This is a genomic window from Streptomyces sp. DH-12 (assembly GCF_002899455.1).
GTDB lineage: Bacteria > Actinomycetota > Actinomycetes > Streptomycetales > Streptomycetaceae > Streptomyces.
This window is the reverse complement of record NZ_PPFB01000001.1, coordinates 706,252-725,633: the sequence shown is the minus strand read 5'-3', so window position 1 is coordinate 725,633 and position 19,382 is coordinate 706,252. Positions and strand designations below refer to the sequence as shown.

Genomic DNA, 19,382 nt, shown 5'->3' with positions numbered 1-19,382 from the left:
CATGACCAGGATCCCGCACGGCACGTCCGGTGAACCGAATCCCCTCGAGGCCCTTTCCCTGGATCAGCTGCGCCGCCGCACCAGCATGAAGTGGCGGACCCACCCCGACGACGTCCTCCCCGTGTGGGTGGCCGAGATGGACGTGGCGCTCGCGGAACCGGTCGTGCGCGCGGTCACCGACGCGATGGCGACCGGTGACACCGGGTACCCGGCCGGGACCGCGTACGCCGAGGCGCTGGCCGCCTTCGCCGGCAAGCGGTGGAACTGGCCCGGGCTCGCCGTGAAGCGCACCGCGATCGTGCCGGACGTGATGCTGGGCGTGGTCGAGATGCTCCGGCTGGTCACCGGGCCCGGCGACCCGGTTGTGGTGAACCCGCCGGTCTACCCGCCCTTCTACGACTTCGTGCGGCACGCGGACCGCCGGGTCGTCGAGGCGCCGCTCGGCGCGGACGCGCGGCTCGACCCGGACGTCCTGGAGCGTGCCTTCCGGGAGGCGACGGCCGGCGGCGGGCGGGCCGCGTACCTGCTGTGCAGCCCGCACAACCCCACCGGCACCGTGCACACCGCCGACGAGCTGACGGCGGTGGCGGCGCTCGCCGAGCGGTACGGCGTGCGGGTCGTCGCCGACGAGATCCACGCGCCGCTGGTGCTCGGCGGCGCACGGTTCGTGCCGTACCTGAGCGTGCCCGGCGGCGAGCGCGGCCTGTCGCTGATGTCGGCGTCCAAGGCGTGGAACCTGGCCGGGCTGAAGGCGGCCCTCGCCGTCGCCGGGCCCGGGGCGGGCGAGGACCTGGCCCGGATGCCGGAGGTGGTCGGCCACGGTCCGAGCCACGTCGGCATCCTCGCCCACACGGCCGCCCTGCGCGACGCCACCGGCTGGCTGGACGCCCTGCTCGAGGGCCTGGACGCCAACCGCCGGCTGCTCACCGAGCTGCTCGCCGAGCACCTGCCGGCCGTCCGGTACCGTCCGGGCGACGCCACCTACCTCGCCTGGCTCGACTGCCGCGGCCTCGGCCTGGGCGACGACCCCGCCGAGGCGTTCCTCGACCACGGCCGGGTGGCGCTGACCGGCGGGCTGCCGTTCGGCGCGGGCGGCGCGGGCCACGCCCGGCTGAACCTCGCGACCTCGCCCGAGGTGCTCACCGAGGCGGTGCGCCGGATGGCGGCCGCCGTGCGAGCGGCGGGCGGCACGCGTGTCTGACGCCTCCTTCGCCCACCCGCGGCTCGCCGCCCTCTACGACCCGCTCGACCCCGACCGCGGCGACCTCGACGCCTATCTGCGCATGGCGCGGGAGTTCGGCGCCCGTACGGTGCTGGACATCGGCTGCGGCACGGGCGTGTTCGCGCTGCTCCTCGCGGACGAGGGCATCGACGTCGTGGGCGTCGACCCCGCCGGCGCCTCCCTCGACGTCGCCCGCGCCAAGCCGGGCGCCGATCGGGTCCGCTGGATCGAGGGGGACGCCACGGAACTGCCCCCGCTCGCGGCCGACCTGGCCACGATGACGGCGAACGCCGCCCAGGAGATCACGGACCCCGGCGCCTGGCACGCCACCCTGCGCGGCGTCCGCGCGGCCCTGCGTCCCGGCGGACGCCTGGTTTTCGAGACCCGCGACCCGGCCCGGCGCGCGTGGGAGACCTGGACCCGCGAGCAGTCGTACGTCAGCGCCGACGTGCCGGGCGTCGGCCGGGTGGAGAGCTGGCACGAAGTGACCCGTGTGGACGGCCCGTCGGTGACGTTCCGTACGACGTACGTGTTCGCGTCGGACGGGGAGACGCTGGTCTCGGACTCGACCCTGCGGTTCCGGGAGCGGAAGGAGGTCGAGGCGGACCTCGCGGACCACGGCTACGTGCTGGAGGAGGTGCGGGACGCACCCGACCGCCCCGGCCGGGAGCTCGTGTTCGTCGCCCGACGCCCGTAGGAGGGCCGGACGGCTCCCGGCGGGACATGCCGGAGTCGGCCTAGACTCGGGGCATGGACGACGCGTTGCGGGACCGGCTCGGAGCGGGGAAGTACCTGCTGCTCACCAGCTACCGGAAGAACGGCACGCCCGTCGCCACCCCGGTGTGGGTGGTGCGCGACGGCGACGCGCTGGGCGTGTGGACCGCGGCCGGCTCGTGGAAGGTCAAGCGGATCCGCGCCCGGAAGGACGTCCTCGTGGGACCGTGCGACCTGCGCGGCAACCCGACCGGCGACCAGGTCCCGGCCACCGCGGAGGTCTGCGACGCGGCCACGACCGCCCGCTACCGGCAGTTGATCGCCCGCAAGTACGGGCTGACGGGCCGCCTCACCCTGCTGGGCAGCCGGCTGCGCCGGGGCCTGGACGGCACGGTGGGCATCCGCGTCACCCTGTGAACCCACGCCCCTCATGCGGCCGTCGGCGCCGGAGCTGTCAGGTCCAGGCCCGCAGCGGCTCGTCCACCAGTTGGAACACCGGCTCACCGCGCACCGGGTCCTCGGCCGTCGACAGCCGCACCCGGTCGCCGCTGTGGATGCCGATGGGCGGGCCCATGACCCGGCCCCGCACCACGAACCCCTCGGCCATCTCTATCAGCGACACGTTGCGCGCGGCGGGGGTGTTGCGGTGCAGCACCGTCGAGTGGCGCACCGTGCCGAAACCCGCGCTGCGCTCCGTCCGCAGGTCGCTGCCCTGACAGACCGGGCACAGCAGCCGGTGGTACATCGCCGTGCGGCACCAGGTGCAGCGCTGGAAGAGCATGGCCTCCTGGTCGCCGCTCCGCGACTCGGGGCCCTGCGGTTCGAGCAGGCGCGTCGTGGAGCCGGCTGCCCGCTGAGCGACGCTTCCTGAGAAGTGGTACACGCTGGTCAACTCCCTGCACTCGGCCGGACTTCCACGTGCACGGTCCCGCCCGGGCACGCGCCTGCCCGGTGGCCGTGCCACCGCGCACGGCCACAGGTTATGGCACTGAGTGTCACGAGTAAAGGCACTCAGTACCCTCTTTCTTCGGGGCGAGGGCCGCTTCCGGGGATCCCCGGCGCCTGACGGGAACGTGACGGGTCTGAGTCCACGAGAGCCGGGCATACGGGCAACACCTCTACGGAAGGAGCTCGTTCATGCTCGGCATAGTCGCGGCGGTGCTGTTCTTCATCGCCTTCCTGATCAACGCGGCGGAGATCGGGACCAATGAGGTGTTCTCCTCGGTGAACGTGATGCTGCTGGGGCTGACCGCCCTGGCCCTGCACGTCGCCGGCATCGGGGCGGGCCGGCCCCGCAGACGCTGACCCTTCCCCGGCCGGGGGCCCGGCGCACACGCGTCGCCGGGCCCCCGCCCGTCAGCCGCAGGCGCGGGGGGCCGGTCCACAGCTGACGGAACTGCACGATCGGCTTGTTGTGGCTGTGGCCGTCGCAGCGGCCGTCGGACGAGGCGATGCCCCCGGCCGCCGAGGCACTGGCGGTCGCGTCGATCCTGCCCTTGATCCTGGAGACGGGTTGCGCGGGCACGCCAGTCGGAGACCACCGGCTGACGACAGGAGGTGTGCCGCTCCGCGGTGTGGTGTCTTCGGCAGGTCCGCGGACCGCGGGATGCCGCGCCGGTGACCGCGCGGCTGTGCGTCGGCTCCGGAACCGTCCCTAAGATCGACGCACGCCGCCCCGAGGAGTCCCCATGCGCGCCACCCGCCCCCGCGTCCTGTACGTCACCGACCTGGCCTACCCGGCCCGGGGGCGGCGGTACTGCGACGAGGACATCTTTCTCACCTCCCGGCTGCGCGAGGAGTTCGATCTCGCCCTGTGCCATCCGCGGGACGCCGTCGCCCTGATGGGCGGGTTCGACGGGGTCGTGGTGCGGAACAGCGGGCCGGTGCTGGGGTATCCCGACGCCTACCGGGAGTTCCGCACGCGGGCCCTCGCGACCGGCACGCCGGTGTACAACCCGCTCACCGGGCGCGGGGACATGGCCGGCAAGCAGTACCTGCTGGACCTGACCGACGCCGGGCTGCCGGTGATCCCCACCGTCGGCCGGCCCGAGGACCTGCACCGGCTGCCCCGCGCGGAGCGGTACGTCGTCAAGCCGCGGCTCGGCGCCGACTCGCACGGGCTGCGGATCGTCCCGGCCGCCGAGGCGTCCGTCCCCGCCGACGGCGACGTCCTCGTGCAGCCGTACATCGACTTCGCCTACGAGGTGTCGTTCTACTTCGTCGACCAGGACTTCCAGTACGCCCTTCACGCCCCGGACCCCGCCGCGCGCTGGCGGCTGGAGCCCTACCGGCCCACCCCCGGCGACCTCGGCTTCGCCCGGCGGTTCATCGAGTGGAACACCCTCGGCCACGGCATCCAGCGGGTCGACGCCTGCCGGGCGCCGGACGGCAAACTCCTGCTCGTCGAGCTGGAGGACCTCAACCCCTATCTGTCGCTCGACGCCCTCGACGACGCGACCCGGAACGCGTTCGTCGCCGCGATGACGGCGTCCCTGCACCGCTTCCTGCGCGAGGCCGAAGGTGCCCGGGGCTGAACCGGCCGGGCCCCGGTCACGTGTCTCGCCCGCCGCGGGCGGCTCGCCTCCCCCGTGCGGTCACTCCCGCGGCACGCGAATGTCCAGCACGCACACGTCGTCCCGCCGCTCGTCCTCCAGCATCACGTCCAGGAGGGTGCCCAGGGAACCCGGGGTGTCCTCGGGGTGGGCGGCCGCGGCGTCGGCGAGGCGGGTGAGGCCGGTGTCGATGTTCTCCGGGGGGCGCTCGACCAGGCCGTCGGTGTACAGGAGCAGGCGGTCGCCCGGTTCGAGGCGGTGCTCGGTCTCCTCGAAGTACGGGGCGGAGGTGGCGCCCAGCAGCATGCCTCTGGGCCGGTGCAGATACGTCGCCTCGCCGCCGCGCAGCAGCAGCGGCGGCGGGTGACCGGCCTGCGCCCACACCAGCCGGCGGCCCGCCGCGTGGTAGCGGGCGATGACCATCGTCGCGGTGCCGTGGGCGTCCCGGGAGTGCAGCAGCAGCGAGTTGAGCCGGGACAGCGCGCCCTTCAGCGACGAGCCCGTGCTCACCATGCCCTTCGCCGTGAAGCGGAGCTGCGCCATCGTGGCGACCGCGTCCACGCCGTGGCCGGCCACGTCCCCGACGACGAACAGGGCGTCCCCGCCGGGGAGTTCCACGGCGCTGAACCAGTCGCCTCCGACGTGTATGCCGGCCTGCGCGGGCAGATAGGCGACCTCGACGCGCAGCCCGGACAGGTCCACGACCTTGTCGGGCAGCGGCAGCAGCGCGTTCTGCAGCCGGGCGACCAGGACCCGCTCCGACTGGAGCACGTCGTGCTGGGTGAGGTTCACCCGCTCGCTCTCCACCAGCGCCAGTTCCGCCCGCCGCCGCGCGGTCAGGTCCTGCACGACCCCGTGCACCTCGACCGGGGTGCCGTGCGTGTCCGCCACCACCTCGGCGACCAGCCGCAGATGCCGTACGCCGCGTCCGCCGGGGACCCGGAACAGCGCGTCGAACGGCTGCCCCTCGCGCAGCAGGGCCTCGACGGCGGCCCCCAGCGCCGGCCGGTCCTCGGGCAGCGCCAGACCGGGGACCTCGGCGAGCCGGGCCGGTCCGTCCGCCGGGTCCCGCTCGAGGATCGTGAAGACCTGCGCCGACCAGGACGCCTCCTCCCGCGCCAGGTTCCAGTTGGCCCAGCCGATGTTGCCGAGCCGCTGCAGCTCCGCCAGCCGCTGCTCCTGCCGGTCCGAGGAGGCGCGCCGCAGCCAGGTGACGACCAGCGCGTCCTCCAGCCGCGTCACCCGCACCGAGTAGGTGGCCAGCTCCGTGACCCCGTCCACGGTCTCCTGGTGCGCGAACGGCTCGCTCTCGTACGGCCCGCCGCCCTCCAGGGTGTCCAGGCAGCCCTGCCACATCGGGACATCCGTGAGGTCGGGCCGCACCTCGCGCAGCCGCCGGCCGGCCGGGTCGCCCGAGGATCCGCCGAGGAGGTCGGCCGCCTGGGCGGTGGCCGCGTCGACGCGGAAGTCCTCCACGTCGCCGGAGGCCCCGGTGACGGGCGTCAGCAGCATCGCCGGAACCGGCAGCGCCGCGAACAGCGACCGGACGGCGTCCGTCCCGGCGTCGCGGGCCGGCGCCGCCGACGAGGTGAAGGTGCGCACGCGTCCCGCGCACAGCCGGACGACGCCCTCCAGATGCGCGCGGTCGCGCGGGGTGAAGACGTCGGGGCGTCCGCGCAGCACGCCGATGCACACGTCGGAGCCGTCCCCGGCGCGCAGCGGCAGCCAGACCCGGGACTGCCACCGCTCGGGCGGCTCGCCGATCAGCAGGTAGCGCCTGCTGTCCTCGGAGTAGTTCTCCAGCCAGCGCGGTTCGCCCGTCAGCAGGGCGTCCGCCATGGCCATCCCGCTGGACGGGGGCACCTGACGCCAGCGGGCGGCGAGCCCGTCGTCGATGCCGGCGTGCCCGGCCAGCACCAGGCCGCCGCCGGAGCGGCGGACGTAGATCATCACCGAGTCGGCGTCCAGGTCCGGGGCGAGATGGTCCCGCAGGCACTCGGCGAGCGCCTGGTGCGTCTCCACGTGGACCAGGGCGCGGCCCAGGCGGCTCAGGGCGTCGGCGACGTCGTCGGACCTGGCGAAGGGCGCCGGGGCGTCCGCCGCGGGCATGACGGCCGCCGCGTCCCCGGGCCCGCCCTCCGGGCGGGGAGCGGCCGCGTCCTCGCACGGCCGGGCGGGCGTCAGCTCACCCAGGGTGATCCAGCACTCCTCCAGCAGGGTGCGGCGGGCGGCCTTGGCGCGCTGGTACAGGATCTCCTCGGCGGCGTCCGCGGTGCAACCGGACAGAGCCATCACGACGCCCTTGGCGCGCTCCACGGCCACCGTCGTCGCGGCCTGCTCGCGGAGCCGGTCCATCTCGGCGCGCTGCTGGGCGACGACCCTGGCCAGTTCGACCACGTCCGGGACCGTGCCGGGCCCGACCTGGACAAAGCGATCGCTCTTCACGCACCGAGCATTGCACACCCGCCCGTGTTCGTTGACCGGCTTGTCACCACGGACGGCCGGTCCCGGCCGGTCCGTGGCGGACCGGACGCGACCGCGCGGGGGCGGGGCGGCCCGGACGGGCGCGGGACCGGGCCGCGCCGGGCCGTGCACGGTCAGCGGGCGCTCTCGTCCAGGGCCCGGGCGACCGCCCGGACGCTCCGCGCGATGTGCTGGAGCTGCGTCAGCTCGGCCGCGTACAGCTTGATCGTGTGCTCGATCACACCCTCGTGCAGGCCCAGCCGGGGCAGGTCCGCGCGGGCGGTCTGCAGCGCGGTGCGCGCCACCCGTATCTCGTGCTCGACCTGGATCCGGGCGTGCCGGGCCAGCAGCACGGGGTGCCGGACGAACGCCGGGTAGCTCGCGTAGCGCGCCGGGACCAGCTCGCGCAGCCACTTGGCCGCCGAGCGCTCCCAGTCGTAGCTCCCGGGGGTCTTGACCTGGCGGGGCCAGTCGGGTCCGAGGCGCGTGGACGTCACAGGCATGATCTTCGCTTCCGGGTGTGCGGCGCCGCCGGCGCGGGCGACGGGGTGGGGCGGCCCCGGTCCAGGGCACGACCGGGGCCGCCGCGGGCGGCCGGGCAGGGGAGGCCCGGCCGAACACCCCGGTCGCCGGCACGGGCGGGAGCCGGCGGCCGCGGGCGTTCGTGCGGGTGCCCGGAGGAGGCCGGTGCGGGCGGCCGCGGCGACGGGTGCGTGCAGCGCATGGCGGGCCCTCGGCCTTCCGGGCGGGCGGGTGAGGTGGACGGAACGCGGTCCGGAGCGGGCGGGGCCGCGATCCGTGAGCAGTATTTATATATGCCGTCTGCTTGGCAAGACGCATGAAAACATTCATGTCCGATCGCACCGCGTGACGTGCCGGAGGCGGCCCCGGACCGGGCCGGTCCCGCAGTGAGCGAGGAGTCAGTCCCGAAGGAAGAACCGGTGCTCGTCGGCGACCTGCTCGTAGTCCTCGAGCCGGGCCTGCGTCCGCTCCGGGTCGGCGTCCGTCATGGCCTGCAGCAGCGCCGCGCACATCACACCCGGGGCCGCGTACGAGTCGAAGACCAGGCGGGAGCCGGTGCCGGTGGCGAAGGTGACGTCCGCCTCGTCCGCGAGCGGCCCCAGCGCCAGGTCGGTGATGAGCGCGACCTTCAGCCCGGCGCTGCGCGCGACCCGCACCGCCGTCAGGGTCTCCTGCGCGTGCCGCGGCATGGAGAACGCCAGCACCCATGTCCCGCCCGCTTCCCGCGACTGCAGCAGGGCGTCGTAGGCCACGCTGCCGCCGAGCGTCACCAGCCGCACGTCCGGGTGGATACGGCGGGCGGCGTACGCGAAGTACTCGGCCAGCGAGACGGAGATGCGCAGGCCCAGGACGGTCAGCGGGGTGGAGGCGGACAGGGCGCGGCCCGCCTCGATGACGCGGTCGGTGTCGGCGAGGTCCCGCCGCAGGTTCTCGAGGTTCTCGATCTCGGCGTCGACGGCCGCCTGCAGTTCGTTGCCGCGGTGCTCCTCGGTCTGCCCGGCGCCGGCGGACCGGGTGCCGAGGGTGATCGACTGGAGCTTCTCCCGCAGCGCCGGGTAGCCGCTGAAACCGACCGCCGAGGCGAACCGGGTCACCGAGGGCTGGCTCACCCCGGCCCGGTCCGCGAGATCGGTGATCGACAGGAACGCCGCCTCGGTGATGTGCTCGATCAGGTACTGCGCGATACGCCGCTGGCCGGGGGAGAGCCGGGGCCGGTCGAAGAGGGCGCGGAGCTGGGCCGTCGGGGACGGCTCCGTCTCCGGACCCGCCTTGGCCGAGGTGATCGCGTACGCCTGTGCGCGTGCCTGCTGCGGCGATGGCACCGGTACGCCTCCCTTGTCTCCCACGAGGGTTCAACATAGCCCACCCCCTCGCACCACCAGCGCCGTCGCCGACCGGGACCGGCCACGGCGCGGGGCCGGCCATGTCCGGGGGAGACCGCTCCGGCTTCGCGGGGGATATCCCCGCCCGCTCAGGGAACCCGCCGACTCAGCGCTGCACCGCGGCACCGCGACACAGCGACATCGCAACCCCCTGCAAGACGAGGAGCACTGCGGACATGACCGTCCCCGAGGAGAACCGGCCGAAGACGCACGACACCGACGAGGTCCTCGAGCAGCACCGCGAGGATGACGCGCAGGCGCAGGGCGGCACCGGCCGGACCATGCGCGAGGCGCTGGAGGAGGCCGAGATCCGGCCCGACGACTACGAGGAGCGGTAGGGCATGCCGCTCGGATCAGGCCGCGGGCGCCGGGACCGGCCGGCCCCGCCCTGCGGCCTGGTCCGAACGCCATGACCGCCGCTCCACCCGCCCCGTCCCGACGCGACCGAGTTTCGGCAGGTGACAGTATGAGCGCCCTGAGCGCGCTGGAAACGGCACTGGAGAACCGATGGGAGGCCCTGTGGGCGCGGATGTTCGGGCGTGATCCGCTCGAACTCGCCGACGCCCTGCGGCGCGAGTGCGACAGCAACGCCGTGGTGTGCCGTGCGGGGCGGGTGATGGTCCCCAACGCCTACGACGTCGAGCTCGCCGAGCCGGTGCACGAGCGGCTGTCTCGACGCGGCGACAGCGTGGGCCAGGTGCTCACCGACCGGCTGGCCCGGCACGCCGCCCGCAACGGCTACGAGTGGGCGGGCCCGCTCACCGTGCACGTGCGCCGTTCCGCCGAGGTGCCCAACGGCCGCTACCGCGTGGCGAGCACGGTCATGCAGCACGTGAGCGCGGTCGGCTTCCAGCGGGCGGCCCAGCCGGGCGAGGGCTGAGCACGCCGAGGACCCGGGGCGCGCGAACGCGCACACCGCCGGCCCGAACCCCGGCGTCGGCACGATCACCGGCAGGCGGGCCCGGAACACCGGCCGCCAGGGACCGTGGCCCGACTCGTACCGCGGCCGCCGCCCCGACGCGGTCCGGTCGTACCGCGGCCGCCGCCCCGACGCGGTCCGGCCACCGTCGAATCCCGGCTCCGGACGCGGACCGGCGACCGCCGCCCTCGCCACGGCCGTCCGCCCCGGCGACAGCACCACCGGAACGGGCACCGGCCACCGCCCCCACACCGCCGCGCGACGCCTCGTGCGCCCCGCTCCCACACCGACGCATGTCCGGCGGGCGTGGCCCCGTCGCATGGGCCACGAGCGGCGCCGTCCTCTCCGGTCACGGACGCGAGCCCACCGGCCCGGACGGCCGGCGGCCGGACGCGGCCCGACGTCACGTCAGTTCCTCCACCGGCACCACCACGTCCGCCCGGTCCCGTGTCGCCTCCACCAGCTCCGCGTTGCGCTCGTCGGAGCGCTCCACCCAGGCGACCGCCTCCTCGTGCGACTTGCCGAACCGCTCGTGACGGGCGATCAGCCGGCCCACCCGCCGCTCCTCGTCCGCCGCGCAGAACCACACCTCGTCCAGCAGCGGACGCACCCGCGCCCACGCCCCGGTGCCGAGCAGCAGGTAGTTGCCCTCCGTGACCACCAGGCGCGCGGCCGGCGGCACCGGGACCGCCCCGGCCAGCGGCTGCTCCAGCTCCCGTTCGAAGCAGGGGGCGTACACCACCTCGCCGGCCTCGTCGTTCTCGTCGGCCTCGCGCAGCCGCCGCAACAGGGCCGCGTACCCGGCCGCGTCGAAGGTGTCGGGGGCGCCCTTGCGGTCCCGGCGGCCCAGCCGCTCCAGCTCCGCGTCGGCGAGGTGGAAGCCGTCCATGGGGACGTACGCCACCCACGGCTCGCCGGAGCCGTTCAACTCGCCGACCAGGCGCTGCGCGAGCGTGGACTTGCCCGCGCCGGGACTGCCGGCGATGCCGAGGATCGCGCGCCGCCCGCCCCGGGGGAGGGCACGGGCGCGGCGGAGGAGGTCGTCGAAGGTCAGCGCCACACAGCAGAGTGTGTCACCCGGGACGCCGGGCCCCGCCACCCGTGTGGCCCGCGCCACTCACTGTTCCGCGCCGTCCGGGGAACGGTGACGGTATGACGGATCTGGGTCTGCCCGAAGGCATCGAGGCGTGCCTCTTCGACCTCGACGGCGTCGTCACCAGGACGGCCGTGGTGCACGCCGCCGCGTGGAAGGAGATGTTCGACGCCTTCCTGCGCGAGCGGGACGGCGAGGGCTTCGCCCCCTTCACCGCCGCCGACTACGACGCTTACGTGGACGGCAGGCCGCGCGCCGACGGCGTGCGCACCTTCCTCGCCTCCCGGGGCGTCCGGCTGCCCGAGGGCGGCCCCGGCGACCCGCCGGCCGCCGCCACCGTGCACGGGCTGGGCAACCGCAAGAACGAGCTGCTGCTCACGAAGATCCGCACCGACGGCGTGGAGCCCTACGACAGCACCCTGGCGTATCTGCACGCCGTCCGCGCGCGGGGCCTGCGCACCGCGGTCGTCTCGTCCAGCGCCAACTGCCTGGACGTGCTGCGCTCCGTCCACGCCGAGCACCTCTTCGACGTGCGGATCGACGGGGTGGTCGCCGCCGAGCGGCGCCTGCCGGGGAAGCCGGCGCCCGACACCTTCCTCGCCGCCGCCCGCGACCTGGGCGTGGAGCCCGCGCGGGCCGCGGTGTTCGAGGACGCGCTGGCCGGCATGGACGCCGGACGCGCCGGACGGTTCGGCCTCGTCGTCGGCGTGGACCGCGTCGGACAGGCCGCCGCCCTGTACGCGCACGGCGCCGACCGGGTCGTCACCGACCTGTCCGAGCTCGGGGGTGACGCGTGACCCGCACCCGCCGCTGGTACGACATCGACCCCTGGACCGTGCGGGAACGCGGTCTGGACCTGGAGCGGCTGCCGCAGAGCGAGTCGGTGTTCGCGCTGTCCAACGGCCACGTCGGCTGGCGCGGCAACCTCGACGAGGGCGAACCCCACGGCATGCCCGGCTCCTACCTCAACGGCGTCCACGAACTGCACCCCCTGCCCTACGCCGAGGCCGGCTACGGCTATCCCGAGTCCGGGCAGACGGTCATCGACGTCACCAACGGCAAGGTGCTCCGGCTCCTCGTCGACGACGAGCCGTTCGACCTGCGCTACGGCCGGCTCGTCCACCACGAACGCACCCTCGACCTGCGCCGCGGCGTCCTGACCCGGGCCTGCGAGTGGACCTCGCCCGCCGGTTCCACCGTCCGGGTGCGCTCCACCCGGCTGGTGTCCCTCACCCAGCGGGCCGTCGCCGCCGTCGCCTACGAGGTGGAACCCGTCGACAGCCGCACCCGGGTGGTGGTGCAGTCCGAGCTCGTCGCCAACGAGTCCCTGCCCGGCCCGGACGGCGACCCGCGCGCCGCCCGCGCGCTGCGGTCCCCGCTGGAGCACGAGGAGGACTTCGCCAAGGACGGCCGGCTGCGGCTGGTGCACCGCACCCGGCGCAGCGGTCTGCGGGTCGCCGTGGCCGCCGACCACGCCGTCGACGGTCCCGAACGGACCACCGCCGACTGCGAGAGCGACATCGACATGGCCCGGCTGACGGTCACCTCCGTCCTGGAGCCGGGACAGCGGCTGCGGGTGGAGAAGTTCGTCGCCCACGGCTGGTCCGGCGTCCGCTCCCGGCCCGCGATGAGCGACCAGGTGGAGGCGGCGCTGGCGGCCGCCGCGCACAGCGGCTGGCAGGGCCTCCTCGACGAACAGCGCGACTACCTCGACGCGTTCTGGAGCCGCGCCGACGTGGAGGTCGACGGCGACGAGGAGATCCAGCAGGCCGTGCGCTTCGCCCTGTTCCACGTGCTGCAGGCGGGCGCCCGCGCCGAGCGGCGCGCGATACCCGCCAAGGGCCTCACCGGCTCCGGCTACGACGGGCACGCCTTCTGGGACACCGAGGTGTTCGTGCTGCCGCTGCTGATCTGCACGGTGCCGCAGGCCGCCGCCGAGGCGCTGCGCTGGCGGCAGAGCACCCTGCCCGTCGCCCGGGAGCGCGCCGCCCAGCTCGGCCTGCGCGGCGCCGCGTTCCCCTGGCGCACCATCGAGGGACCGGAGGGCTCCGCGTACTGGCCGGCCGGCACCGCCGCCTTCCACGTCAACGCGGGCATCGCCGACGCCGTCGTGCGCTACGTCCAGGCCACCGGCGACGAGCGCTTCGAACGCGACACGGGCGTGGAGCTGCTGGTGGAGACCGCCCGGCTGTGGCGCTCCCTGGGCCACCACGACGACCGGGGCGTCTTCCACATCGACGGGGTCACCGGACCGGACGAGTACAGCGCCGTCGCCGACGACAACACGTACACCAACCTCATGGCCCGCGCGAACCTGCTGGCCGCCGCCGACGTGTGCAAACGCCACCCCGACCGGGCGGCCGAGCTGGACGTCGACGAGGAGGAGAGCGCGAGCTGGCGGGACGCCGCCGAGGCGGTCCACCTGCCGTACAACGACGAACTCGGCGTGCACGAGCAGCACGCGGGCTTCACCCGCCACCAGCGGTGGGACTTCGCCGGCACCCGCGCCGACCAGTACCCGCTGATGCTGCACTTCCCGTACTTCGACCTCTACCGCAAACAGGTGATCAAACAGGCCGACCTGGTGCTCGCGATGCACACCCGCGCCGACTGGTTCGAGGAGCGTCACGACGAGGAGCAGATCGCCCGCAACTTCGCCTACTACGAGCCGCTGACCGTCCGCGACTCCTCCCTGTCCGCCTGCGTCCAGGCCGTGATGGCCGCCCGCACCGGACACCTGGACCTGGCGTACGAGTACACCGCCGAGGCCGCGCTGATGGACCTCGCGGACCTGGAGCACAACACGCGCGACGGACTCCACATCGCTTCCATGGCCGGGGCGTGGACCGCGCTGGTCGCCGGGTTCGGCGGCATGCGCTGGGACGACGACGGCCTCCGCTTCACGCCCCGGCTGCCGCCCGGACTGCGCCGGCTCGCCTTCACCCTGGTCCACCGCGGCCGGTGCCTGCGCGTGGAGATCACCGCCGACCGCGCCACGTACCGCCTGCGCTCCGGACCGCCGCTGACCCTCCGTCACCACGGCACGGAGCTGACCGTGGGCGTGGACGCCCCCGCCGAGGGCCCGGTCCCGGTGCCCGCCCCGCGGCGGTCGCCCGAACAGCCCGCGCACCGCCGGCCCCGTCCGCGGTGACCGGGGCGCTCAGGCGGTCCTCGGCCGTTCTCCGCCTGCGCCGCCGACCGGTCCGGGTTAGCTTTGGCCATGATTCCCCTCCATCCGTCCTCCTCACGTTCCTCACGGCAAGGGGCCTCCGCGGCCCGAGGGAGACGGCACCCAGGACCGGCGGCAGCGAAGGACGGACGATGACCCACGGCGCCGGAGCCCCGCCGACCGTGACCCGGCGGAGCGAGAAGCGGTCACGGCCGGCCGGCTCGTGGACCGTCCACGACGCACGGCCGTTCGCGGTGCTCGCCGCCGTCTTCACCCTGGCCCAACTCGTCCTCGTGCGACCGACGCTGGGCCTCGGGTGGGACGAGATCGTCTACACCAGCCAGGTCACCGCCCACCACCCGGCCGCCTTCTTCAGCGCCCCCCGCTCCCGGGGCGTCTCCCTGCTGGTCGCGCCCGTCGCGTCCTGGTCCGACTCCACCGTGCTGCTGCGGATCTACCTCGCGCTGCTCTCCGGACTCGGGCTGTACCTCGCCCTGCGCGCCTGGCGCGGCCTGTTCCCCACCCGCGTCCTGGTCACCGCCGGCGCCTTCTTCGCCTCCCTGTGGGTGACCCTCTTCTACGGCCCCCAGGCCATGCCCAACTACTGGGTGGCCGTCGGCGCGCTCGTCGCCGTCGGGTCGTTCCTGCGCCACCGCCAGGACCCCGCTGCCAGGGGCGCCCTGTGGGCCGTCGTGGCGGGCGCCGCGCTGATGGCGTGGATGCGGCCCACCGACGCCGTCTACGTCTCGATCCCGCTGCTCGTCCTCGCGGCGGCGGGCCGCAGCCCGCGCCTCCTGGCGGCGCTCGTCGGCGGTCTGCTGGCCGGCGGGGTGCCGTGGGTGATCGAGGCGTACGCGTCGTTCGGCGGCCTCGGCGAACGGCTGGCCGAGGCGTCCCGCATCCAGGGCGGACTCGGCCTGCACATGGCCGTCGACGACCAGCTCCGCAGCCTCGGCGGACGCACCCTGTGCCGCCCCTGCACCGGATCGATGCCCCACCCGGTGATCACCCTGTGGTGGTTCGTGCTGCCGCTGCTCGCCGTGCTCGGCCTCGTCGTCGCCGTGCGCGCCCGCCGCGCCCTGCGCACCGTGGTGCCGCTGGCCTGCGCCGCCACCGCCGCGCTGCCGTACCTGTTCACCATCGAGTACGCGGCGCCGCGCTTCCTCCAGCCCGCCTACGCGCTGCTCGCCCTCCCCGTCGCCGACGCCCTGTGGTACCTGGTCACGGCGGTGCGCGGGCGCTGGCGGCCGGCCGTCCGGGCGGTGGTCGCGCTGGGCCTCGCGGGCCACCTGGTGGTGCAGCTGACCGTGCTGGTGCACACGGCGAACCGCTCCGCCGCCGGCCGCGAGGAGTGGGCCCGCACCGCGGAGGGACTGCACCGGCTCGGCGTCAGCCCGCCCTGTCTGGTCACCGGCCACGAGTCCATCCCCATCGGCTACTACACGGGCTGCTCCTCCGGCGCGACGGCCGGGAACAACGAGAACATGACGGCCGCGGACATCCGGCGCACCGCCGAGCGCGTCCCGGTCGCCGAGATCACCCGCGCCGGCAGCAGGCCCCACGCCTACGCGCGGACCTGGCCCGTCCACCGGATCGAGGACTACGACATCCGCGTCGCGCCGGGTCCGGACGCGCCACGGGAGTGAGATCCACCGGTTTTCCGCAGGTGGGGCGGCTCACGGGGTTAGAGACCGGCTGACGGGAAACGCGGATCTGACATCCGAGACGGCACGAGCCGACGCAGCGCGACAGGGAGGACGCCATGGGCTCCGAACCGATGGGGGACGACGTCTACCAGCCCACCGGGACCAACGAGCAGCAGGAGGATGGCGCCCCGCTCGACATGCAGGACGCCCTCGACGAGCGGGACTACGACGACATGCTCGACGAGGGCTACTCACCGCCGGAGAAGGCGATGGGCGTCAACAAGCACGGCATCACGGCCGCCGAGCAGCACGACGGGGAGAGCCTGGACCAACGGCTGGCCCAGGAGGTGCCGGACGCCTCCGCGCCGGCCGGCGACGGCGTGGGCGACCTGCCGGGCGGCGAGGGCGAACCGGTCGACCCGGAGGCGGGCGCCGAGCGCGCGGGACGCCTGGTCGCACCGGACGAGGGCGCGCACCCCGACACCACCAAGGAGTCCGTCGCCGACGACGTCGGCATCGACGGCGGCGCGGCGGGCGCGGAGGAGGCCGCCATGCACGTCGTGGAGGACGAGACCGAGCTGCCCGAGGACCGCTAGGCGGCGACGAGGGCCGTACGACGCCGTCGGGCCCGGTGCACGCGCTGTGCACCGGGCCCGACGGCGTCCCGCTGCCGAGGGAGCGGGGAGAAGACGACGGGGGGACTACGGAAGGATCTTCTCCATCGCGGAGGGACCCTCCTCGGCCAGCTTCCGCCTGGCCCACTCGAGGTTCTGCGGGGTGAGGTCCTTGCCGCTGGCGAGAACCAGGTCCTCCGGCGACACCTCGCCGCCGGTGCGGGTGTGGAGCAGGCTGTCCGGGGTGACGCGGTCCTCGCTCTGCCGGGACGCGTCGGGCTGGGACGTCGACATCTTCGGGCTCCTCGGGTCCGGATCACTGGTACGGCCCGGCGCCTGGCGCCGGGTCCCGTATCCAGCCTTCACCGCGGAGGCCCGCCGTGCACCCGGAGCGCCGTGACGCCCGCCGTGGAGCGCCTGCGGCGGCCCCCGGGTCGCGGGGCCTCCCCGTGCATGCCGGGGTACCGTGCCGGGCCCCCGGGAAACCTGCTCCCGCTCACTCGAAGGGCGTGAGCGTCAGCCGCAGGGCGGCCGGGGCCGTGTCCTGGATGTACGAGGCGAAGTCCGCCACGTCGTCGAAGGCGAACCCGTACGCCCGGCCGTCCTCGGTGACTGTGTGCATGACCTTGGAATAGTGGTTGGTCAGTTCGGTCAGGTAGAACTCCGCGGGGTCGGTGGTCGGCTGCTCGGGGTGGCTGAGCAGCGTCGAGCGGTTGAAACCCGCGCCCAGGACCGCGGCGACCGGGCCCGTGGTGCCGTCGTTCGGCGCGGCCAGGGCGCCGTCGCAGAACAGCACGTCGCGGGTGGACGGCTTGTCGAACGCGACCTGGGCGGGCCCGTCGAAGGTGAACCGGTCCCCGCGCACCCGGCCGGTGAAGGTGCCGGCGTTGGTGGTGACCCTCAGGTCCCGGCCGGTGTAGGTGCTCCACACCTCGTCGATGTACGGGGCGAAGTAGTCCTCGGCGAACAGCCCCGCGTCCAGGCCGTGACCGGGCGCGATGATCCGGGTGTCGTCCACCACCAGCCGCGAGAACGCCTCCGTCTCCCGGACGGCGGCGAACGCGGCCGCGCGGCCCCCGGGGCGGACCGTGCCGGTGGTCTGGTCCTCGGCGCCGGTGAGCCGGATGCTCAGCGGCACGCTGAACATGTCGACCATGGTCGTGTTGCAGAACAGCCCGGCGGAGTTGTACGTGAACTCGGCGCAGTCGTGCAGCACGCCGTAGTTGGGGTCCGAGGAGACCCACCCGGCCGGGTACTGCAGCGCGGGCGCGCCGTTGCCGTCCGCGACGGCCTTGAACCTCAGCTTCTCGCCGAGCGCGACGTAGATGCGGCCGGACATGTGCGGCAGTGACAGCGTCGTCTCGGCGCCGGACAGGCTGATGGCGTAGTCGGTGAAGCCGTCCGGGCCGTTGTCGGCGAGGTCGATCGGGGCGAGGGTCCCGTCAGGGGTGAGCCGGACCTGGCGGCCGTCGGCGTTGCCCACGACGTACAGGTGCACCGAGGCGTTGTCGAAGGAGCCGCTGTCGTTGACGATCGTCAGCGGCAGCGAGGCGGCCGCCTTCGTGCCGGACCGGCGCTCACCGGACTGGTCGGCGAGGGCGTGGGGGGCGATCACCGCGGCGGCGGGCAGGGCCACGGCGGCCCCGCCGAGGGTGAGGAGGAGCTTGCGCCGGCCGAGGGCGCGCTGGTGCCGAGGAGTCATGTGGGGGATCTCCAGAGTGCTCGTGCGGGTTGCGGTGGCACACCGGCCGACCGGCCCGGGAAGCGCGTGAGAGCGCTCTCAGGCCGTGCGTCGGAACCGGCACGCGGCACCGATGGTAGGGACCGGGGCCGGGTCCGCCAACGGGTCCGACTTGTCCCTGACACCCGCTGACCTGCGCCTTCTTGAAAGGGCGACACAGCGCGCACGATCGCTTAACCGGTCCTTAAGGATCGTTTAAGCGGGTCCCGGCGGGCCGGACACGCAGCGCACCGGCCGCACTCCGCTCGGTGCCGGCGGCGGGGCCGCTCCGCGCTCGCCGAACCGTCCGGTGCTCAGTGCGTGCCGCTGTGCAGCAGCGTCTCCGCGGTGGCGAGGATCCGCGTGACGGTGAAGGCGAACGCCGCGTCGCACGGGTGGGGCGTACCGGAGCCGGCCGCGGCGATCAGCGCGTCGGCTGCCCGGCGGAGCGCCGGTACGGCGTCCTGCCCGGCCTCGGGCAGCACGGTCACCCCGGATTCGCCCCGCAGCTCCACCATGGCGCCCGCGGCGGCCGGGGGAGCGGTCAGACTCAGGGTCGTGCTGCTCGACGCGCCGCCCGCGTGGTCGAGGACGAGATGCACCGTGTCCCCGGGCCCGTACGCCGCCGCCGTCACCCGGCGCGGCTCGCCCAGCACCGGCAGCAGGACGGACAGGGCGTGCGGGCCGACGTCCCACAGCGCGCCCTTCTCCCGCCGCCAGGGCGAGGCGGCGAAGGGGTCGTCCCCGGAGGTGAACACCGCGCCGAGCCACTGCGCCCGCCCGGTGAACCAGCCGTCGACGCGCCCCTGTTCCTCGATCCACGCCTGCGGCTCCGGCTGGAAGCGGGTGGTGAAGAAGACCACGGAGGCCACCCCCGCCGCCTCGACGGCCTCCACCACCGCACGCCCCTGCGCCACCGTCGGCGCGAGCGGCTTGTCCAGCAGCAGATGGCGTCCCGCCCGCGCGGCCCGCACCGCCAGCTCCGCCTGCACGGCCGGGGGCAGCGCCACGGCGACCGCGTCCACGTCGGCGAGCAGCGCGTCGACGTCCTCGTACGCCCGGACGCCGTACACCGTGGCCAGCTCGCCGGCGGCCTCGGGCCTGCGGCCCCACACGCCGGCGAAGTCGAGGTCCGGGTGGCCGCTCAGCGCGGGGGCGTGCGCCGCCCGCGCCCAGGGTCCGGTGCCGAGCAGTCCGATCCGCATGCCGCCGCCTCTCCCCGGGGGCGCCGTCCGCCGCCGGGCCGATCTCCGCGCCGCGCCCCGCCGGCGCGCGCCAGACCTGCACGATGATCCCCGCCGGAAGGCCGTGTCAACCGCCGACCCGCCGTGCCCGACGGCATGTCCGGGCCCCTGGCCGCGAAGCC

Annotated in this window: 19 protein-coding genes; 11 read left to right on the top strand and 8 right to left on the bottom strand. The window is 74.7% G+C overall.

Annotated features, from left to right (window positions below; translation table 11 throughout):
• The first annotated feature begins 1 nt into the window (after position 1).
• The 3 genes from C1708_RS02440 to C1708_RS02430 are packed head-to-tail and all read left to right on the top strand — an operon-like array spanning position 2 to position 2,353.
• The gene (locus tag C1708_RS02440) at positions 2-1,201 is read left to right on the top strand and encodes a MalY/PatB family protein (RefSeq protein WP_106411071.1); all 1,200 of its coding nucleotides are present in this window, start codon (positions 2-4) and stop codon (positions 1,199-1,201) included.
• Positions 1,194-1,919, top strand: a complete 726-nt coding sequence (locus C1708_RS02435; protein ID WP_106411070.1) for a class I SAM-dependent methyltransferase — start codon at positions 1,194-1,196, stop codon at positions 1,917-1,919. The genes C1708_RS02440 and C1708_RS02435 overlap by 8 nt, the downstream gene beginning before the upstream one ends.
• 53 nt (positions 1,920-1,972) lie before the next feature.
• Positions 1,973-2,353, top strand: coding sequence for a PPOX class F420-dependent oxidoreductase (locus C1708_RS02430; RefSeq protein WP_106411069.1), 381 nt, complete (start codon positions 1,973-1,975; stop codon positions 2,351-2,353).
• A gap of 37 nt (positions 2,354-2,390) precedes the next feature.
• Here C1708_RS02430 and C1708_RS02425 read toward each other — a convergent pair whose 3' ends face one another.
• Positions 2,391-2,819, bottom strand: coding sequence for a Zn-ribbon domain-containing OB-fold protein (locus tag C1708_RS02425; RefSeq protein WP_106411068.1), 429 nt, complete (start codon positions 2,817-2,819; stop codon positions 2,391-2,393).
• A gap of 254 nt (positions 2,820-3,073) precedes the next feature.
• Between C1708_RS02425 and C1708_RS34280 the strand changes: the two genes are divergently transcribed.
• Together C1708_RS34280 and C1708_RS02420 are read left to right on the top strand one after the other, a co-directional pair.
• Complete coding sequence (locus C1708_RS34280; protein WP_167534540.1) at positions 3,074-3,241, top strand: hypothetical protein; 168 nt, start codon at positions 3,074-3,076, stop codon at positions 3,239-3,241.
• Between the two features lie 383 nt (positions 3,242-3,624).
• Positions 3,625-4,470: an ATP-grasp domain-containing protein gene (locus C1708_RS02420; RefSeq protein WP_106411067.1), complete on the top strand. Its 846-nt coding sequence runs from the start codon at positions 3,625-3,627 to the stop codon at positions 4,468-4,470.
• A gap of 60 nt (positions 4,471-4,530) precedes the next feature.
• Here C1708_RS02420 and C1708_RS02415 read toward each other — a convergent pair whose 3' ends face one another.
• The 3 genes from C1708_RS02415 to C1708_RS02405 all read right to left on the bottom strand — a co-directional run bounded on the left by C1708_RS02415 (position 4,531) and on the right by C1708_RS02405 (position 8,795).
• The gene (locus C1708_RS02415) at positions 4,531-6,843 is read right to left on the bottom strand and encodes a SpoIIE family protein phosphatase (RefSeq protein WP_198602686.1); all 2,313 of its coding nucleotides are present in this window, start codon (positions 6,841-6,843) and stop codon (positions 4,531-4,533) included.
• Between the two features lie 242 nt (positions 6,844-7,085).
• Positions 7,086-7,454 (bottom strand): hypothetical protein, encoded by a 369-nt coding sequence (locus C1708_RS02410; RefSeq protein ID WP_106411066.1) that lies wholly within the window; start codon positions 7,452-7,454, stop codon positions 7,086-7,088.
• Positions 7,455-7,871: 417 nt separating this feature from the next.
• On the bottom strand, positions 7,872-8,795 hold the full coding sequence (locus C1708_RS02405; RefSeq protein WP_198602382.1) for a MurR/RpiR family transcriptional regulator: 924 nt from the start codon (positions 8,793-8,795) through the stop codon (positions 7,872-7,874).
• A gap of 236 nt (positions 8,796-9,031) precedes the next feature.
• Here C1708_RS02405 and C1708_RS34275 point away from each other — a divergent pair, with 236 nt between their 5' ends.
• Positions 9,032-9,193, top strand: a complete 162-nt coding sequence (locus tag C1708_RS34275) for a hypothetical protein (RefSeq protein WP_198602381.1) — start codon at positions 9,032-9,034, stop codon at positions 9,191-9,193.
• A 128-nt stretch (positions 9,194-9,321) separates the two neighbouring features.
• Positions 9,322-9,735: a DUF3662 domain-containing protein gene (locus tag C1708_RS02400; RefSeq protein WP_106411064.1), complete on the top strand. Its 414-nt coding sequence runs from the start codon at positions 9,322-9,324 to the stop codon at positions 9,733-9,735.
• 442 nt (positions 9,736-10,177) lie between these two features.
• Here C1708_RS02400 and C1708_RS02395 read toward each other — a convergent pair whose 3' ends face one another.
• A complete protein-coding gene (locus C1708_RS02395) occupies positions 10,178-10,834 on the bottom strand; it encodes a nucleoside/nucleotide kinase family protein (protein WP_106411063.1) in 657 nt (218 codons plus the stop codon).
• Between the two features lie 92 nt (positions 10,835-10,926).
• Between C1708_RS02395 and C1708_RS02390 the strand changes: the two genes are divergently transcribed.
• The 4 genes from C1708_RS02390 to C1708_RS02375 all read left to right on the top strand — a co-directional run bounded on the left by C1708_RS02390 (position 10,927) and on the right by C1708_RS02375 (position 16,278).
• Entirely contained in the window at positions 10,927-11,664 is a 738-nt protein-coding gene (locus C1708_RS02390; RefSeq protein ID WP_106411062.1) for an HAD family hydrolase, read from the top strand.
• Positions 11,661-14,018, top strand: a complete 2,358-nt coding sequence (locus tag C1708_RS02385) for a glycoside hydrolase family 65 protein (protein ID WP_106411061.1) — start codon at positions 11,661-11,663, stop codon at positions 14,016-14,018. The genes C1708_RS02390 and C1708_RS02385 overlap by 4 nt, the downstream gene beginning before the upstream one ends.
• A 170-nt stretch (positions 14,019-14,188) precedes the next feature.
• The gene (locus C1708_RS02380) at positions 14,189-15,682 is read left to right on the top strand and encodes a glycosyltransferase family protein (protein WP_106411060.1); all 1,494 of its coding nucleotides are present in this window, start codon (positions 14,189-14,191) and stop codon (positions 15,680-15,682) included.
• A gap of 116 nt (positions 15,683-15,798) precedes the next feature.
• On the top strand, positions 15,799-16,278 hold the full coding sequence (locus C1708_RS02375; RefSeq protein ID WP_106411059.1) for a DUF5709 domain-containing protein: 480 nt from the start codon (positions 15,799-15,801) through the stop codon (positions 16,276-16,278).
• A gap of 105 nt (positions 16,279-16,383) precedes the next feature.
• On the opposite strand, the gene C1708_RS02370 is transcribed toward C1708_RS02375, so the two are convergent.
• The 3 genes from C1708_RS02370 to C1708_RS02360 form a co-directional block, all read right to left on the bottom strand.
• Positions 16,384-16,590, bottom strand: a complete 207-nt coding sequence (locus C1708_RS02370; RefSeq protein ID WP_106411058.1) for a hypothetical protein — start codon at positions 16,588-16,590, stop codon at positions 16,384-16,386.
• Between the two features lie 202 nt (positions 16,591-16,792).
• Entirely contained in the window at positions 16,793-17,998 is a 1,206-nt protein-coding gene (locus C1708_RS02365) for a glycoside hydrolase family 64 protein (protein ID WP_106411057.1), read from the bottom strand.
• A 332-nt stretch (positions 17,999-18,330) separates the two neighbouring features.
• Complete coding sequence (locus C1708_RS02360) at positions 18,331-19,221, bottom strand: Gfo/Idh/MocA family protein (protein ID WP_106411056.1); 891 nt, start codon at positions 19,219-19,221, stop codon at positions 18,331-18,333.
• Positions 19,222-19,382 lie beyond the last annotated feature (161 nt).

Bases quoted from the DNA above. Each gene is read 5' to 3' on its own strand.
- C1708_RS02440 (WP_106411071.1), top strand. From the start codon at position 2: ATGACCAGGATCCCGCACGGCACGTCCGGTGAACCGAATCCCCTCGAG.
- C1708_RS02430 (WP_106411069.1), top strand. From the start codon at position 1,973: ATGGACGACGCGTTGCGGGACCGGCTCGGAGCGGGGAAGTACCTGCTG.
- C1708_RS34280 (WP_167534540.1), top strand. From the start codon at position 3,074: ATGCTCGGCATAGTCGCGGCGGTGCTGTTCTTCATCGCCTTCCTGATC.
- C1708_RS02420 (WP_106411067.1), top strand. From the start codon at position 3,625: ATGCGCGCCACCCGCCCCCGCGTCCTGTACGTCACCGACCTGGCCTAC.
- C1708_RS02415 (WP_198602686.1), bottom strand. From the start codon at position 6,843: ATGGACCGGCTCCGCGAGCAGGCCGCGACGACGGTGGCCGTGGAGCGC.
- C1708_RS02410 (WP_106411066.1), bottom strand. From the start codon at position 7,454: ATGCCTGTGACGTCCACGCGCCTCGGACCCGACTGGCCCCGCCAGGTC.
- C1708_RS34275 (WP_198602381.1), top strand. From the start codon at position 9,032: ATGACCGTCCCCGAGGAGAACCGGCCGAAGACGCACGACACCGACGAG.
- C1708_RS02400 (WP_106411064.1), top strand. From the start codon at position 9,322: ATGAGCGCCCTGAGCGCGCTGGAAACGGCACTGGAGAACCGATGGGAG.
- C1708_RS02390 (WP_106411062.1), top strand. From the start codon at position 10,927: ATGACGGATCTGGGTCTGCCCGAAGGCATCGAGGCGTGCCTCTTCGAC.
- C1708_RS02380 (WP_106411060.1), top strand. From the start codon at position 14,189: ATGACCCACGGCGCCGGAGCCCCGCCGACCGTGACCCGGCGGAGCGAG.
- C1708_RS02375 (WP_106411059.1), top strand. From the start codon at position 15,799: ATGGGCTCCGAACCGATGGGGGACGACGTCTACCAGCCCACCGGGACC.
- C1708_RS02370 (WP_106411058.1), bottom strand. From the start codon at position 16,590: ATGTCGACGTCCCAGCCCGACGCGTCCCGGCAGAGCGAGGACCGCGTC.
- C1708_RS02365 (WP_106411057.1), bottom strand. From the start codon at position 17,998: ATGACTCCTCGGCACCAGCGCGCCCTCGGCCGGCGCAAGCTCCTCCTC.
- C1708_RS02360 (WP_106411056.1), bottom strand. From the start codon at position 19,221: ATGCGGATCGGACTGCTCGGCACCGGACCCTGGGCGCGGGCGGCGCAC.